This is a genomic window from Streptomyces sp. JNUCC 63 (assembly GCF_054366325.1).
Genome location: NZ_CM135963.1, coordinates 3,877,604 through 3,893,255 on the forward strand (window position 1 = coordinate 3,877,604; position 15,652 = coordinate 3,893,255).

Below are 15,652 nucleotides of genomic sequence, written 5' to 3' on the forward strand. Positions count from 1 at the left end.
GGAGGTCGGCGTACGACCATGCACGTCACGCATCTGTCGCTGGCCGACTTCCGTTCGTACGCCCGGGCCGAGGTGCGGCTCGACCCGGGCGTCACGGCGTTCGTCGGCCCGAACGGCCAGGGCAAGACGAACCTCGTCGAGGCGATCGGCTATCTCGCCACGCTCGGCAGTCACCGCGTCGCCTCCGACGCACCTCTGGTCCGTATGGGCGCCGAGCGGGCGGTGATCCGGGCGCAGGTCAAGCAGGGCGAGCGGCAGCAACTGGTCGAGCTGGAGCTGAACCCCGGCCGGGCCAACCGGGCCCGCATCAACCGGTCCTCGCAGGTGAGGCCGCGGGACGTGCTGGGGATCGTACGGACCGTGCTGTTCGCGCCCGAGGACCTGGCTCTGGTCAAGGGTGATCCGGGGGAGCGGCGGCGTTTCCTGGACGAGCTGGTCACCGCGCGCTCCCCGCGGATGGCGGGGGTGCGCTCGGACTACGAGCGGGTGCTCAAGCAGCGCAACACGCTGCTGAAGTCGGCCGCGCTGGCGCGTCGGCACGGCGGCCGCTCGATGGACCTGTCCACGCTGGATGTGTGGGACCAGCATCTCGCGCGCGCGGGTGCGGAGCTGCTGGCCCAGCGCCTGGACCTGGTGGCCGTGCTGCAGCCGCTGGCCGACAAGGCGTATGAGCAGCTGGCTCCGGGCGGTGGCCCGCTGGCGCTGGAGTACAGGCCGTCCGCGCCCGGTGAGGCACGCGCGCGGGAGGAGCTCTTCGCGCAGCTGATGACCGCGCTCGCCGAGGTCCGCAAGCAGGAGATCGAGCGGGGTGTGACGCTCGTGGGGCCGCATCGGGACGATGTGGTGCTCAAGCTCGGTCAGCTGCCCGCCAAGGGGTACGCCTCCCACGGGGAGTCCTGGTCGTATGCGCTGGCGTTGCGTCTGGCGTCGTACGACCTGTTGCGGGCGGAGGGCAATGAGCCGGTGCTGATCCTCGACGACGTCTTCGCCGAACTGGACACGCGGCGCCGTGAGCGGCTGGCCGAGCTGGTCGCGCCCGGTGAGCAGGTCCTGGTGACGGCCGCGGTGGACGACGACGTGCCGCACGTGCTGGCGGGGACGCGGTTCGCCGTGTCGGACGGGGCGGTGGAGCGCGTATGAGCACCGAGCAGGATCCCGCCCCCGCCCCTCGCGACAGTCCCAGGAAGGCGGCCGAGCCGTCCGGCGTGGACCTCGCGCGCGTGGCGCTGCGCGCGGCGAAGGAGGCGGCACGCGCGCGTGGGGACGCGGTGCAGCAGAGGAAGCAGGCGCGGCGTGGTGGTCTGCGCTCCGGCGCGCGCGCCGACGGCCGTGATCCGATGGCGCTCGGCGCGGCGATCAACCGGTTGATCACGGAGCGCGGTTGGGAGACGCCGGCCGCGGTGGGCGGTGTGATGGGGCGCTGGCCGCAGATCGTGGGTTCGGATGTGGCCAAGCACTGTGTGCCGGAGCGGTACGACGAGGTCGAGCGGGTGCTGACGGTGCGCTGCGATTCGACCGCGTGGGCGACGAACCTGCGTCTGCTGGCTCCGACGCTGGTGGCCCGGCTGAACGAGGATCTCGGGCATGGCGCGGTTCGGATGATCAAGGTATTCGGGCCTGGCGGGGGTGGCCGTGGGTACGGCCCGCTGCGGGCGCCGGGCAGCAGGGGCCCCGGTGACACCTATGGGTGACAGACCTCACACAGCGGGTTCATGAGGGGTCGTGCGGTGGGCCGTGGTGGCCGCTCGTCGTACAACCGCACGCTCTTGCGAATCCCGACCTGACCGGGGGGTAGCGAAGGGTTGACGCCCGGAAGCGCTGAGTGCCGCTGTGAGCCCCTTGGAGCCCCCTTGTGTATATCGGGGTCCGGCCAAGACCGGTTCAGGGCGCCACATGCGTACTCAGGTACCGGCAAACACCCATCACTGTCTGCGCTACCGGTAGACTGGAAGACAATCCCGCCCCGAACGTGGGGACCGTCCGGGAAAAGCTGAGCAACGCTGATCAAGGCTTATCAACGCAACATGCCGCAGCCGCTCCGGCAACCCGCCGACGAGCCTGGCTCGTGCTGTGCCAGAAAGGGCGCTTCGTGGCCGATTCCGGCAACCCCAACGAGAACATCCCGTCCACCGACGCCGACGTGAACGGTGCCGTCTCCTCGAACGGTGAGGCCACGGCCTCCTACGACGCCAGCGCGATCACCGTCCTCGAGGGCCTGGACGCGGTCCGCAAGCGACCCGGTATGTACATCGGTTCGACCGGTGAGCGTGGTCTGCATCACCTCGTGTACGAGGTGGTCGACAACTCCGTCGACGAGGCGCTGGCCGGGTACGCGGACACCATCGACGTGACGATCCTGTCCGACGGCGGCGTGCGTGTCGTCGACAACGGCCGTGGCATCCCGGTGGACATCGTTCCCTCGGAGAACAGGCCGGCCGTCGAGGTCGTGCTGACCGTCCTGCACGCGGGCGGCAAGTTCGGCGGCGGCGGGTACGCCGTCTCCGGCGGTCTGCACGGCGTCGGCGTCTCCGTCGTGAACGCCCTGTCCAGCAAGGTGTCCGTCGACATCAAGCGGGACGGCTACCGCTGGACGCAGGAATACAAGATGGGCGTCCCGACGGCGCCGCTGGCCCGGCACGAGGAGACGGACGAAACCGGCACGTCGGTCACGTTCTGGGCCGACCCGGACATCTTCGAGACCACCGACTACTCCTTCGAGACGCTGTCGCGGCGCTTCCAGGAGATGGCGTTCCTCAACAAGGGGCTGAGGATCAGGCTGACCGACGAGCGGGAGTCGGCGAAGGCCACCTCCGGCGCGGACGAGGCGGGCGCGGACGAGAAGGACGAGGTCAAGGCCGTCACGTATCGCTACGACGGCGGCATCGTCGATTTCGTGAAGTACCTCAACTCCCGCAAGGGAGACGTGGTGCATCCCTCCGTGATCGACATCGAGTCCGAGGACAAGGAGAAGCTCCTGTCCGTCGAGGTCGCGATGCAGTGGAACGCTGGTTACAGCGAGGGCGTGTACTCCTTCGCGAACACCATCCACACCCACGAGGGCGGTACGCACGAGGAGGGCTTCCGGGCCGCGCTGACGTCGCTGATCAACAAGTACGCGCGCGACAAGAAGCTGCTGCGCGACAAGGACGACAACCTCACCGGTGACGACATCCGCGAGGGTCTGACCGCGATCATCTCGGTCAAACTGGGTGAGCCGCAGTTCGAGGGCCAGACCAAGACCAAGTTGGGCAACACCGAGGCGAAGACCTTCGTTCAGAAGATCGTCTACGAGCACCTGGCCGATTGGCTGGACCGCAACCCGAACGAGTCCGCGGACATCGTCCGCAAGGGCATCCAGGCGGCCACCGCGCGCGTGGCGGCCCGCAAGGCGCGCGACCTGACCCGCCGAAAGGGCCTGCTGGAGTCCGCTTCCCTGCCCGGCAAGCTGTCGGACTGTCAGTCGAACGACCCCACCAAGTGCGAGATCTTCATCGTCGAGGGCGACTCCGCCGGCGGTTCGGCCAAGTCCGGCCGCAACCCGGAGTACCAGGCGATCCTCCCGATCCGCGGCAAGATCCTCAACGTGGAGAAGGCGCGCCTGGACAAGATCCTGCAGAACCAGGAGATCCAGGCACTGATCTCCGCGTTCGGCACGGGTGTGCACGAGGACTTCGACATCGACAAGCTCCGCTACCACAAGATCATTCTGATGGCGGACGCCGACGTGGACGGCCAGCACATCAACACGCTGCTGCTGACCTTCCTGTTCCGCTTCATGCGGCCGCTGGTCGAGGCCGGGCACGTGTTCCTGTCCCGTCCCCCGCTGTACAAGATCAAGTGGGGCCGGGAGGACATCGAGTACGCGTACTCCGACCGTGAGCGCGACGCGCTGATCGAGATGGGCCGCCAGCGCGGCAAGCGCGTCAGGGAGGACTCGATCCAGCGCTTCAAGGGCCTTGGCGAGATGAACGCCGAGGAGCTGCGCGTGACCACCATGGACGTCGACCACCGTGTCCTCGGTCAGGTCACCCTCGACGACGCCGCCCAGGCCGACGACCTGTTCTCGGTCCTGATGGGCGAGGACGTCGAGGCCCGCCGGCAGTTCATCCAGCGCAACGCCAAGGACGTCCGCTTCCTCGACATCTGAGTCGGTCTCAGCTGACCGCACCAGGAAGGATTCCCACCAGCAATGGCCGACGAGAACACCCCCGTGACGCCTGAAGAAGAGGGCGGCGAGACCGTGCTGCGCATCGAGCCCGTCGGGCTCGAGACGGAGATGCAGCGCTCCTACCTCGACTACGCGATGTCCGTCATCGTCTCGCGTGCGCTGCCGGACGTCAGGGACGGTCTCAAGCCCGTCCACCGCCGCGTGCTGTACGCCATGTACGACGGCGGGTACCGCCCCGAGCGCGGCTTCTACAAGTGCGCCCGTGTCGTCGGCGACGTCATGGGCAGCTACCACCCGCACGGCGACTCCTCGATCTACGACGCCCTGGTGCGCCTGGCGCAGCCGTGGTCGATGCGGATGCCGCTGGTGGACTCCAACGGCAACTTCGGCTCGCCGGGCAACGACCCGGCGGCGGCCATGCGCTACACCGAGTGCAAGATGGCGCCGCTGTCGATGGAGATGGTCCGTGACATCGACGAGGAAACCGTCGACTTCATGGACAACTACGACGGCCGCTCCCAGGAGCCGACCGTCCTGCCGTCCCGCTTCCCGAACCTGCTGATCAACGGCTCGGCCGGGATCGCGGTCGGCATGGCGACCAACATCCCGCCGCACAACCTGCGCGAGGTCGCCGCCGGCGCCCAGTGGTACCTGGAGAACCCGGACGCCTCCCACGAGGAGCTTCTGGAGGCGCTCATCGAGCGCATCAAGGGCCCGGACTTCCCCACCGGCGCGCTCGTCGTCGGACGCAAGGGCATCGAGGAGGCGTACCGCACCGGCCGCGGCTCGATCACCATGCGCGCGGTGGTCGAGGTGGAGGAGATCCAGAACCGCCAGTGCCTGGTGGTCACGGAGCTGCCGTACCAGGTCAACCCGGACAACCTCGCGCAGAAGATCGCCGACCTGGTGAAGGACGGCAAGATCGGCGGCATCGCCGACGTCCGCGACGAGACGAGTTCCCGTACGGGCCAGCGCCTGGTCATCGTGCTGAAGCGGGACGCGGTCGCCAAGGTCGTCCTGAACAACCTGTACAAGCACACCGACCTGCAGACGAACTTCGGCGCCAACATGCTGGCGCTGGTCGACGGCGTGCCGCGCACGCTGTCGCTGGACGCGTTCATCCGCCACTGGGTGACGCACCAGATCGAGGTCATCGTCCGCCGTACGCGCTTCAGGCTGCGCAAGGCCGAGGAGCGGGCGCACATCCTGCGCGGTCTGCTGAAGGCCCTGGACGCCATCGACGAGGTCATCGCGCTGATCCGGCGCAGTGCGACCGTCGAGGTCGCGCGCGAGGGCCTGATGAGCCTGCTGGAGATCGACGACATCCAGGCCAACGCCATCCTCGAGATGCAGCTGCGGCGACTGGCCGCCCTGGAGCGCCAGAAGATCGTCCAGGAGCACGACGAACTGCAGGCGAGGATCAGCGAGTACAACGAGATCCTGGCCTCACCGGTCCGTCAGCGCGGGATCGTCAGCGCGGAGCTGGCCGCGATCGTCGAGAAGTACGGCGACGACCGGCAGACCAAGCTGATCCCGTACGAGGGCGACATGTCCATCGAGGACCTGATCGCCGAGGAGGACATCGTCGTCACGGTCACCCGCGGCGGCTACATCAAGCGCACCAAGACCGACGACTACCGTGCCCAGAAGCGCGGCGGCAAGGGCGTGCGCGGGACGAAGCTGAAGGAGGACGACATCGTCGACCACTTCTTCGTCTCCACCACGCACCACTGGCTGCTGTTCTTCACCAACAAGGGCCGGGTGTACCGGGCGAAGGCGTACGAGCTCCCGGACGCCGGCCGGGACGCGCGCGGGCAGCACGTGGCGAACCTGCTGGCCTTCCAACCGGACGAGAGGATCGCCCAGATCCTCGCGATCCGCGACTACGAGGCCGCGCCGTACCTTGTGCTGGCCACCAAGGCCGGCCTGGTCAAGAAGACGCCTCTGAAGGATTACGATTCGCCTCGCTCCGGTGGTGTCATCGCGATCAACCTGCGCGCGCAGGAGGACGGATCCGACGACGAACTGATCGGAGCCGAACTCGTCTCGGCCGAGGACGATCTGCTGCTGATCAGCAAGAAGGCGCAGTCGATCAGGTTCACCGCCTCGGACGCCACCCTGCGTCCCATGGGCCGTGCCACCTCGGGTGTCAAGGGCATGAGTTTCCGCGAGAGCGACGAACTGCTCTCGATGAATGTTGTTCGACCCGGTACGTTCGTGTTCACTGCCACTGATGGTGGGTACGCCAAGCGGACCCGAGTCGACGAGTACCGCGTCCAGGGCCGTGGCGGCCTCGGCATCAAGGCCGCCAAGATCGTGGAGGACCGCGGTTCGCTCGTGGGCGCGCTGATTGTCGAGGAGAGCGACGAGATCCTCGCCATCACGCTCTCTGGCGGTGTGATTCGTACGCGGGTCAACGAGGTCAGGGAGACGGGCCGTGACACCATGGGCGTCCAACTGATCAACCTGGGCAAGCGCGATGCCGTCGTCGGTATCGCACGTAACGCCGAGGCGGGGCGCGAGGCGGAGGAAGTCGACGGCGACGTGGCCGTGGACGAGACCGCCGAGGGTGCCGAGACCACCGGCACGGACGAGGGTGAGGCGCCCTCGGCCGAGTAGCACGAGGAGAGAGTCATCGTGAGCGGAGCCACGGGCGCCGGATCGTCCGGTACCTCCACCGGTACGGAAACGAACGGCGGCGGCCGTGGCTCCGCCGCGCGTGCGATGGACACGCACACGACCAACCTGCAGGCGATCAAGTCGCCCGCGACCGACTCGCACGGATCCCAGGGGGCAACGGTGACGGACGCCCGAGGCTCGCAGACCCAGCAGACCCAGGCCGCGGCCGGACAGCAGGCGGGCCCGGGGGCCCCGCAGCAGGCGGCGGGCTCTCCGCTGCCGGGGGAGCGGCAGCCGCAGCAGCCCTCGGGGCCGTACCACCCGCCGCAGGCCTACTCGTCTGCCGAGGTGTCCGCGGGCGCGGTGCGCCGGCCGCGCACGGGCGCGCGTACCGTGCCGCGCACCCGCAAGGCCCGGCTGCGCGTGGCCAAGGCCGACCCGTGGTCGGTGATGAAGGTCAGCTTCATGCTCTCCATCGCGCTGGGCATCTGCACCATCGTGGCGTCCGCCGTGCTGTGGATGGTCGTGGACGCGATGGGCGTGTTCTCCACGGTCGGCGGGACGATCTCCGAGGCCACCGGCTCGAACGAGTCGAACGGCTTCGATCTGCAGTCCTTCCTGTCCCTCCCGAACGTCCTGATGTTCGCGACGATCATCGCCGTCATCGACGTGGTCCTCGCCACGGCCCTCGCGACCCTCGGGGCGTTCATCTACAACCTCTCCGCGGGCTTCGTCGGCGGCATCGAGCTGACGCTGGCCGAGGACGAGTGACGCGAGGCTCGACGCGCCTCGCGAACGTCCGCTGACGGTACCGCGGCAACCGATTTTGGGACTGCCCCCCTCGTGCGCTAATCTTCAGGAGTCAGCGCGCGGGACACATACCGCAGAGCGCGGCGGGGCTATAGCTCAGTTGGTTAGAGCGCATCCCTGATAAGGATGAGGCCACAGGTTCAAATCCTGTTAGCCCCACCAGTGAAAAGACCCCCGGCCGATTGGGACCGGGGGTCTTCTGTCTTCCCCGTCCTTCCCCGTCCTTCCTCGTCCTTCGGCATCCGTGGCTGACACCGGCAGGCATCGGCAGGTGCTCAGCGGGCGCAGACGCGCAGGCGTGGGGGACACGGCCGGCAACGCGGAAAGCCCCGGATCGCAGGGGGCCGAGGGAGACCAGGGGCGGGAACGCGAAGATCCCCGGTCGGTGGTGACCGGGGATCTGTGGGGGTGCGGCTGGTGCTGTACGCAATGTCGCCGTTGTGTCATGGGTGCGGGTGGGGGCACCGGTGGGGCCGGTGCGGTGCTGTCAGCGTTGCAGGGGGATGGTGGGCCGGGCAGGTGGGGCGGCGGGGACGCACTGGGGATCGGCGGTGAGGGAAGGGGCGTCGGCCGTCGGGTGGTGGCGGCAGGCGGGCGTCTTGCCGTGGGCCTCGGCGCGGATGCGCTGTTTCATCGTGGGGGGCAGGGACCGGGCATGCATTCTGGACCAGGGTGACGTCGGCTGGGCCGGCACCGGTGCGGTGCTCTTGGGCGTCGTCTCGGGCTGCTCCGCGGCCGCGGCGGCGGAGGCGGTCGTGGTGATGAGTCCGAGCGCCGTGCACAGCGCGAGGAAGGCAGTGACGATGGCGGTCCACAGCTTCATGACCTTGTGCTGGTCCATGTCCCCTCACTTTCGGGTTGGGCGATTTGCGTACTTTGCTCATGATGTGTATGAGGGCCGCGAAGTGGTGGACCGACGCCCGTGGCGCCGCGATCTTCGGATGAACACCACTCGGATGGGCGCATGAGCGGCGAAAAGCTGCCAAGGAGGGAGGATGGCGGTCGAAGTCACCGTCCGTGCGGGTATGACCACCCTCCGGTCCAGGTGATTTCGCCCGCGTCCACTGCGCTCGCGTACCCGGCAGTTGAGCGCCGACGCAGGTCACCGATCGGTATCGGTCGGTGTGTATAGTCGGGCGCCAGAGGTCCCCTACGTCAAGGAAAGACGAGGTCGCGCGGTGAAGAAGCTTCTCCTGGTCGCACTGGCCGCCATCGGCGGGCTCCTCGTGTACCGCCAGATCCAGGCGGATCGCGCCGAGCAGGATCTGTGGACGGAGGCGACTGACTCCGTGCCCACGGGTTCCTGAGCACCGACATCCGATACTGAACAGACCCCGACCGCCCGAGCGGTCGGGGTTTTGTGCGGGGCCCGCGGGCCCGGCCTCCTGTTGCGCGGGCGCGTCCCGTGGGTTAGGGCTCGCTCCCGGAGGCGGACGTTTCGGACGCTCGTACGGAACGCGCGGACGGCCCAGTGGCCCGCGGGGCAGGATGGGCGACGTCCGGAGCGACGAGACGCGAGGGGTGGCGCGGCATGGAACGGGGCGGAGCGGACCGGCGGACGAGGGCGGGGCGCCTCCGGCGCGGTCGTCGGCCCCCGCACAACCCCGCCGTGCGCCTGGCCGTCGCCGTGGCGGCGCTGTCCCTGGCGGCGGCCGCCCCCGGGCCGAGCGCGTTCGCGGCCGGGACACCGGGGCCGTACGCCTTCGCCGACGGCGTCCCGTCCGTCGCCGGGGCGACGAGCACCACGGACGCCGGACGCCTCGAGCCCGGCCGTACCTACAAAAGCTCCCTGCCGAGGGACGGCAAGCTCTCCTACCGCCTCGACCTCGACGCCACCTCCGCCGTGTACGTCTCCGCCACGGCGGTGCCCGCGGCCGGCACCACGGTCGCCGCCACCGACGGTCTCAGGCTCTCGGTGCAGGACGCCCACGGCACCTCCTGCTCCTTCCATGCCGCCCGCTTCGGCGCGAGCCGCAGCCCGCATCCCATCGCCGCCTGGGGGGTGCGCGACGCATCCCCGGGCCACACGCTGTGCCAGGGAGCCGGCACGTACTACGTGCTGATCGAACGCATCGGTGCCGACGGCTCCTCGTCCGACACCTGGCCCCTCGAACTCGCCGCGTTCTCGGAGCCGCCCCTGAGACACACCGGAGCGACAAGAGCGCCCGAGTCGTGGAACTCCGCCTCGCCCGAGCCGGTCACCGGCCAGGCGGTGGAACGCGCGGGCGGCGCCGGATTCGCCAAGGCGAGCGCGATCGGACCAGGGGCCTGGCGAACCCGGATACGGCCCGGCCAGACCCTCTTCTACAGGGTGCCGGTCGACTGGGGACAACAGCCGAACGCCACCGCCGAACTGGGCAGTTCGAGCAGCGGCAGCGGCTACGTGAGCGGCGCGCTGACACTGTCGCTGTACAACCCGGTGCGCGGGCAAGTGGAGGAGGCGTACGCCGGTTACAGCGGACGGCAGACCTCGGCCGGCCTCGCGCCCCTGCCGCCCGTCGCCCACGCCAACCGTTACGGCTTCGCCGACCGGGTGAAGAGCCTGCGGTTCGCCGGCTTCCACTACCTGGTCGTGCACCTCGCCGCCCAGACCGCCGAACGGTTCGGCGAGGGGCCCTACGGCCTGACCCTGCGCGTGCGGGTGGACGGCACGGCACGGCCCGGACCGGGCTACGCGGGCCGGTCCGAACCCGGGCAGCTCTTCGAAGTCACCGCCCAGGACCGGGTGGCGGCGACACCGGCCGGGGCCGCGGGCGGCACGGTGGCGCTGCGGGCGCTCGCCGTCGGCGGGATCGGCGCGGGGACCGTCCTGCTGGCCGTCCTCGGGGTGTGGACGGTGGCCGCCCGGCGCAGGACGGGCCCCTCGTCGTAGGGCGCGGGCAGGGGATCGAACCCGGCCCCGGAGGCCTCACGAACGGGTCAGCGCCCAGAAACCCACGGCATAGCAGGCCAGCGCGAGCAGCAGCAGGGGGACCGCCACCCTGGCGGGCGGGCCGGGACGGCGAGGACGTACGGCGCGGTGGCGCGAGATTCCCTGAGCCGGAACGGGAACCTGCGGATCCTGAGCGGTGTACGAGGCGGTGGAGACATCAGCACGGCCCACGGGCTCGAGCGGCACGCCGCCGGAGGGCGGTAAGGCCTGGACCGGAGGGGCGGCCGGCACGGGCGGAACGGCCTGCGGCGGCGGCAGGTGGAAGCTGCCGGTGTCCGACAGCGTGGAGGGCTGGGCCGGACCGGCAGGCGAGCCGCTGCCGTCCGGCTCCGGCGCCGACCCGGTCCCCTGCCGGGGAGCGAGCCGCGGGTCCGACGCGACGGAACCGGTGCCTGAGTCCGCGGAGCCGGCGGCGGCAGCCCCGGTGCCGGGCCGATCCGGTACGACGGCGCCGTCCGACGCATCGGCGGACCCAGCCGCCGCACCGTGCCCGACCGCCACCCCCGGGCTCCGCCTGAGCGGACCCTCCGGGCCGAACCCCGGTGGCAGCGGCCCGAGTTGGTCGAAGATCTCGACCAGCTCGTCGTCGGGACCCGGCTCCGGCAGAAGCTCGGCGCACGCGACGAGGGCCTTGCGCGCCCCCGTCGCCGTACGGAACCGGGCCTGCGGGTCCGGCTGCAGCAGCGCGGCCACGACCTGCCACAGCGGCTCGGGCACGCCCTTGGGCGCACTCGGCGTCCCGTGCTCCGCGAAGTACTCCACGAGCGCCTTGGCGTCGGGCTTGGCGCCCTGCAGCAGATAGAGGGCGACCAGGCCGGTGGCGAACAGGTCGGCGGGGAAGTCCGGTTCGGCGCCCATCATCTGCTCGGGTGCGAGGTAACCCGGCGTCCCCACCACCAGGTCGGTCTCCGTCAGCCGCGGTTCGCCCAGCCGCATCGCGATGCCGAAGTCCGACAGCCGCAGCCTGGGCCGACCCGTCCCGGTCGCCTCCAGCAGCACGTTGGCGGGCTTGATGTCGCGGTGCACGACCCCCTCCGCGTGCACCGCGGCGAGCCCCGACAGCAACTGGTCGAGCAGGGTGCGGACGAACGCCGGGGGCAGCGGGCCGTAGTCCCCGACCAGATGGGCCAGAGAGCCGCCGGCCACCAGGTCCATGGTGAACAGGACCTTGTCGTCGTCGGCGGCCCAGCTGGCCGGTGCGAGCACATGGGGGTGGTCGATCCGCAGCGCCTGCTCCCGCACGAAGCGCAGCAGGGAGTGCGCGTCGCGCTGCTGCAGGACCTTGGCGGCCACATACCTGCGGCGCCGGTGGTCCCAGGCACGCCAGACCGCGCCCACTCCACCGCGTCCGATCGGGTCGGCCAGCTCGTACCGGCCGGCGAAGACCTCACCCATGGCTGTGCGTCGCTCCTCCCCCTGCGGCCACTCCCCTCGTCCTCCTCGACGGGGCGATACGGCCCCCGCCGGGTCAGTTCTGGTGGGCCTGGTAGTGCGCGACCGCGTCCGAGGTGCGGCCCGCGCCGTACACCCGGAGGAACTCCGCCAGTTCGGGGTGGGTCGGGGCCAGGGCGTTCGCCGCGTCGATGATGTCACCGGCCGCCGCGACCGAGCGCAGCAGCGACTGGATCTCGCGGACCACCCGCTTGACCGTCGGTGCTCCCGAACTGATCGTCGACTGCGTGGTGTTGCTGAGCACCGAGCCCCCCTGCGACCGCTTGATCTCCTCCATGCGCTCGGTGGCCTCGGCCGCGCTGACGCTGCCGTCCGCCACCTGCCCCGCCAGCTCCTGCAGCAGCTGCACCCGCTGGACCACCGCCGGATTGCCGATCTTCGCGCGCTGGCCGCTCATCAGCTGCGACAGCATCGGCGCGGACAGTCCCAGTACCCCCGCCAGCCGGGCCTGGTTGAGCCCGAGATCGTCTATGAGCTTACGGAAGAGCGCCCCCAACGGCTCCCCGTACCAGTTCCGCTGCAGTTCCCGCGCTCTTGCGGTGGCTTCCTGCTGTGCGGCGTCCATTGCGTCTCCCCATCGCTTCCCCGAGTACGGCGGTTCGCTGTAGCGAACCACGCCGAGCATCTTACGGAGAGTGGTCGGCCACGGGGACCCCCAATCTTTTTGCGAGATCCGGGGGGTGACCCGGTACTCTGGTCTGCGGCACCCGACCGGCAGCCCGTTCTCCGGCCGGATGCTCCTCTTCCGGGGCCTTAGCTCAGTTGGTAGAGCGCTGTCTTTGCATGGCAGATGTCAGGGGTTCGACTCCCCTAGGCTCCACGGACACGGACACGGCCGTGGGCATGGACGTGGACGCGAAAAAGAAGCTCCCCTGATCCGGGAAACGGATCAGGGGAGCTTCTTCGTGCCACGCCGGCCGATGGCCGCGCCACCGGGAGGTGGTCAGCCGCGTTCGTCGCGGTCCGCCACCTCCTCCTCGGCCTGCTTCGCCTGCACCTCCGGGTCCAGTACGGACTGGCCGCTGCCGTCCACCGAGGTCAGCCCATCCGACTCGGGCACCTCCGTGGCGGCCGGCGGTTCCACCAGCCAGTCGGGGTTGGCCTGCTTGTCCCACCACTTCCAGGCGGCGAAGGCGCCACCGGCGAGCACGCCCACCACCGCGAACATCTTCGCGGCACGGCCCGCCCGGCCCCGCCGCTGCTGCTTGCGGGCCAGCTTCTGGATCTTCCGCGCCGGGACCTGACCGCGCAGCGCGACCAGCGCGGCGGCACCGCGTGCGGCGGCCTCGTCCGCGACAGGCCCCGCCGCGGCCCTCGCCTGCTCGATCCTCGGCCGGGAGTACTCGGCGGCCTGCCGGGCGGCCCTACGCGTCCGTTCGGCCGCCTGCTGGGCGGCCAGGTCGACCTTCGGCGGTACATGGGCCTTGGCCTGCGCGCCATAGACCACGGCCTGCGTACGGGCCTGCTCCAGCCGGGGTGCGACATGGGCGCCGTACTGGACGCGGGCCTGGTCGGCGGCCAGCGACACCTTCGGCGCGAGCCGTACGCGTGCCTCGTGTGCGTAGTGCGCGGCCCTCTCCTTGGCCGTGTCGGCGTAGGGCGCCACCACTTCCGCGGCGTGCAGCACGCTGTCCTTCGCCGAGCCGGTCGCGGCGCGCACGCTGTCGATGCGGGTCACGGGTTCCTCCTCCTCGGTGGCGTACGGTATTTCGACTTTCCACCCTTTTACGGATCATGCATGTCCACGCGCCCGGGGGCATGTGATGACGGGCATCCGGGTCACGGGCCATGACTCCGGCGACCACAGCGGTCCTTCCGGTCTGGAGCCCGCCGCGAGACGATCACGTGTGATAGCGGATGAATACGGAACAACGGGGGCTTGTCGTCGACAATGCCACGGATTGTCGCGCCGCGCTCCCGACCCGGGAGGACCGGCCGGGTATCGCGCAACCGGATCCGGCGGATGTCCGCTCAGAAACCGCCGCCGGACGACGCACGACACAGGCCGTGCGAGGATCGGGGAGTCACAGGAAGACAACGGAAGGCAGATCGTGGCTGAGCAGCTCTACGCCACCCTGAAGACCAACCACGGCGACATCGCGGTCCGGCTCCTGCCGAACCACGCTCCCGAGACGGTCCGGAACTTTGTCGAGCTCGCCAAGGGCGAGCGAGAGTGGACCCACCCCGCCACCGGCGAGAAATCCACGGCGAAGCTCTACGACGGCACGGTCTTCCACCGGGTGATCAGCGGTTTCATGATCCAAGGCGGTGACCCGCTGGGCAACGGCACCGGCGGTCCCGGCTACCAGTTCAAGGACGAGTTCCACCCGGACCTCTCCTTCGACAGGCCCTACCTGCTGGCGATGGCCAACGCCGGCCCGGGCACCAACGGCTCGCAGTTCTTCATCACCGTCGGCGCGACGACCTGGTTGAACCGCAAGCACACCATCTTCGGCGAGGTCACCGACCCGGCCAGCCAGAAGGTCGTCGACTCCATCGCGACCACGCAGACCAACCCGCGCACCGACCGCCCCCTCAACGACGTCGTCATCGAGTCCGTCGTCGTCGAGACCCGCGAAGGCTGACCAAGGGCTCGGCCCGGCAGCCCCCCGAGGGAACCAATCGCCCCGCTCGTCCGTAAGGATGGGCGGGGCGGTGCCTTGCCCGAAGGAGCCGCAGCCGCGCACCGCCCACGACGAATCGAGGGGACCCCCATGGACCAGGCACCAGGCAGCCCGCAGGGCCCGACGGGTCAGGGCCCGGCGGACCAGGGCCCGCAGGACGCCCACCGCCTGCCCACCTGCTACCGCCACCCGGACCGCGAGACCGGCATCCGCTGCACCCGCTGCGACCGGGCGATCTGCCCCGAGTGCATGATGAACGCCTCCGTGGGCTTCCAGTGCCCGGACTGCGTCCGGGGCGGCTCCGGCACCGGCCACTCACCTGCCGCGAACCGGCCCCGCACCCTGGCCGGCGGCACCGTGACCGCCGACCCCCGCCTGCTCACCAAGATCCTCATCGGGATCAACGTCGCGGTGTTCATCGCGATCCAGGTCAACGACTCGCTCCTGGAGCACCTCGTCCTGCTCGGCGCGTGGCCGCCGCCGCCGTTCACACCCACCGCGGGCCTCGCGGACGGCGAGTGGTACCGCCTCGTGACCTCGATGTTCGCCCACCAGGAGATCTGGCACATCGCCTTCAACATGCTGAGCCTGTGGTGGCTGGGCGGCCCCCTGGAGGCGGCCCTCGGCCGGCTGCGCTATCTCGCGCTGTACTTCGTCTCCGGCCTGGCGGGCGGTGCGCTGACGTATCTGCTGGCCGCCCCCACGCAAGCCTCGCTCGGCGCCTCCGGCGCCATCTTCGGCCTGTTCGGCGCCACCGCCGTGCTGATGCGCCGGCTCAACTACGACATGCGGCCGATCATCGCCCTGCTGGTGATCAACCTGATCTTCACCTTCAGTCCGGGCATGAACATCGCCTGGCAGGCCCACATCGGCGGCCTGGTCGCCGGAGCGATCATCGGGTATGCGATGGTCCACGCCCCGCGCGAGCGGCGGACCCTGGTGCAGTACGGGACCTGTGCGCTGGTGCTGGCGGTCGTCGTGGTGCTGACGCTGCTCAGAACGGCCCAGCTCACCTGAGATCGCGGCCGGGGACCCCGCGGTACCACC

The 15,652-nt window shown here is 70.1% G+C and carries 13 protein-coding genes and 2 tRNA genes; 11 read left to right on the plus strand and 4 right to left on the minus strand.

The features are described 5' to 3' along the window. The first annotated feature begins 18 nt into the window (after positions 1–18). The 6 genes from recF to ACX25U_RS17785 all read left to right on the plus strand — a co-directional run bounded on the left by recF (position 19) and on the right by ACX25U_RS17785 (position 7,759). A complete protein-coding gene (gene recF, locus ACX25U_RS17760; RefSeq protein WP_454393230.1) occupies positions 19–1,140 on the plus strand; it encodes a DNA replication/repair protein RecF in 1,122 nt (373 codons plus the stop codon). Continuing rightward, positions 1,137–1,691, plus strand: a complete 555-nt coding sequence (locus ACX25U_RS17765) for a DUF721 domain-containing protein (RefSeq protein ID WP_454393232.1) — start codon at positions 1,137–1,139, stop codon at positions 1,689–1,691. Before recF ends, ACX25U_RS17765 begins: the two co-directional genes overlap by 4 nt. 374 nt (positions 1,692–2,065) lie before the next feature. After that, positions 2,066–4,147: a DNA topoisomerase (ATP-hydrolyzing) subunit B gene (gene gyrB, locus ACX25U_RS17770; RefSeq protein WP_454393234.1), complete on the plus strand. Its 2,082-nt coding sequence runs from the start codon at positions 2,066–2,068 to the stop codon at positions 4,145–4,147. Between the two features lie 42 nt (positions 4,148–4,189). Next, entirely contained in the window at positions 4,190–6,787 is a 2,598-nt protein-coding gene (gene gyrA / locus ACX25U_RS17775; RefSeq protein WP_454393235.1) for a DNA gyrase subunit A, read from the plus strand. A gap of 18 nt (positions 6,788–6,805) precedes the next feature. Then, positions 6,806–7,558, plus strand: coding sequence for a DUF3566 domain-containing protein (locus ACX25U_RS17780; protein ID WP_454393237.1), 753 nt, complete (start codon positions 6,806–6,808; stop codon positions 7,556–7,558). A gap of 124 nt (positions 7,559–7,682) precedes the next feature. Beyond that, positions 7,683–7,759 (plus strand) — tRNA-Ile (locus ACX25U_RS17785). A gap of 325 nt (positions 7,760–8,084) precedes the next feature. Here the strand turns inward: ACX25U_RS17785 and ACX25U_RS17790 are convergent. Then, entirely contained in the window at positions 8,085–8,438 is a 354-nt protein-coding gene (locus tag ACX25U_RS17790) for a DUF6344 domain-containing protein (protein WP_454393239.1), read from the minus strand. 337 nt (positions 8,439–8,775) lie between these two features. Here ACX25U_RS17790 and ACX25U_RS17795 point away from each other — a divergent pair, with 337 nt between their 5' ends. Then, a complete protein-coding gene (locus ACX25U_RS17795) occupies positions 8,776–8,904 on the plus strand; it encodes a DLW-39 family protein (RefSeq protein WP_003999697.1) in 129 nt (42 codons plus the stop codon). A 302-nt stretch (positions 8,905–9,206) separates the two neighbouring features. Next, on the plus strand, positions 9,207–10,469 hold the full coding sequence (locus tag ACX25U_RS17800) for a hypothetical protein (RefSeq protein ID WP_454393241.1): 1,263 nt from the start codon (positions 9,207–9,209) through the stop codon (positions 10,467–10,469). A gap of 36 nt (positions 10,470–10,505) precedes the next feature. Here ACX25U_RS17800 and ACX25U_RS17805 read toward each other — a convergent pair whose 3' ends face one another. Next, positions 10,506–11,924 carry a serine/threonine-protein kinase gene (locus tag ACX25U_RS17805; protein ID WP_454393243.1) on the minus strand — a complete coding sequence of 473 codons (1,419 nt, stop codon included), beginning with the start codon at positions 11,922–11,924 and terminating at the stop codon, positions 10,506–10,508. A gap of 73 nt (positions 11,925–11,997) precedes the next feature. Continuing rightward, positions 11,998–12,546, minus strand: a complete 549-nt coding sequence (locus ACX25U_RS17810; RefSeq protein ID WP_454393245.1) for a helix-turn-helix domain-containing protein — start codon at positions 12,544–12,546, stop codon at positions 11,998–12,000. Positions 12,547–12,728: 182 nt separating this feature from the next. On the opposite strand from ACX25U_RS17810, the gene ACX25U_RS17815 reads away from it, so the two are divergent. Beyond that, positions 12,729–12,801 (plus strand) — tRNA-Ala (locus tag ACX25U_RS17815). Positions 12,802–12,924: 123 nt separating this feature from the next. Here the strand turns inward: ACX25U_RS17815 and ACX25U_RS17820 are convergent. Continuing rightward, on the minus strand, positions 12,925–13,659 hold the full coding sequence (locus ACX25U_RS17820; protein WP_454393247.1) for a DUF5324 family protein: 735 nt from the start codon (positions 13,657–13,659) through the stop codon (positions 12,925–12,927). Between the two features lie 373 nt (positions 13,660–14,032). Between ACX25U_RS17820 and ACX25U_RS17825 the strand changes: the two genes are divergently transcribed. Beyond that, a complete protein-coding gene (locus ACX25U_RS17825) occupies positions 14,033–14,566 on the plus strand; it encodes a peptidylprolyl isomerase (protein WP_454393249.1) in 534 nt (177 codons plus the stop codon). A gap of 129 nt (positions 14,567–14,695) precedes the next feature. Next, a complete protein-coding gene (locus ACX25U_RS17830; RefSeq protein ID WP_454393251.1) occupies positions 14,696–15,622 on the plus strand; it encodes a rhomboid family intramembrane serine protease in 927 nt (308 codons plus the stop codon). The last annotated feature ends 30 nt before the right edge of the window (positions 15,623–15,652 follow it).

Excerpts from the sequence above, each read along its gene's own strand:
- recF (WP_454393230.1), top strand. The coding sequence starts at position 19 with ATGCACGTCACGCATCTGTCGCTGGCCGACTTCCGTTCGTACGCCCGG.
- ACX25U_RS17765 (WP_454393232.1), top strand. The coding sequence starts at position 1,137 with ATGAGCACCGAGCAGGATCCCGCCCCCGCCCCTCGCGACAGTCCCAGG.
- gyrA (WP_454393235.1), top strand. The coding sequence starts at position 4,190 with ATGGCCGACGAGAACACCCCCGTGACGCCTGAAGAAGAGGGCGGCGAG.
- ACX25U_RS17790 (WP_454393239.1), bottom strand. The coding sequence starts at position 8,438 with ATGGACCAGCACAAGGTCATGAAGCTGTGGACCGCCATCGTCACTGCC.
- ACX25U_RS17805 (WP_454393243.1), bottom strand. The coding sequence starts at position 11,924 with ATGGGTGAGGTCTTCGCCGGCCGGTACGAGCTGGCCGACCCGATCGGA.
- ACX25U_RS17810 (WP_454393245.1), bottom strand. The coding sequence starts at position 12,546 with ATGGACGCCGCACAGCAGGAAGCCACCGCAAGAGCGCGGGAACTGCAG.
- ACX25U_RS17830 (WP_454393251.1), top strand. The coding sequence starts at position 14,696 with ATGGACCAGGCACCAGGCAGCCCGCAGGGCCCGACGGGTCAGGGCCCG.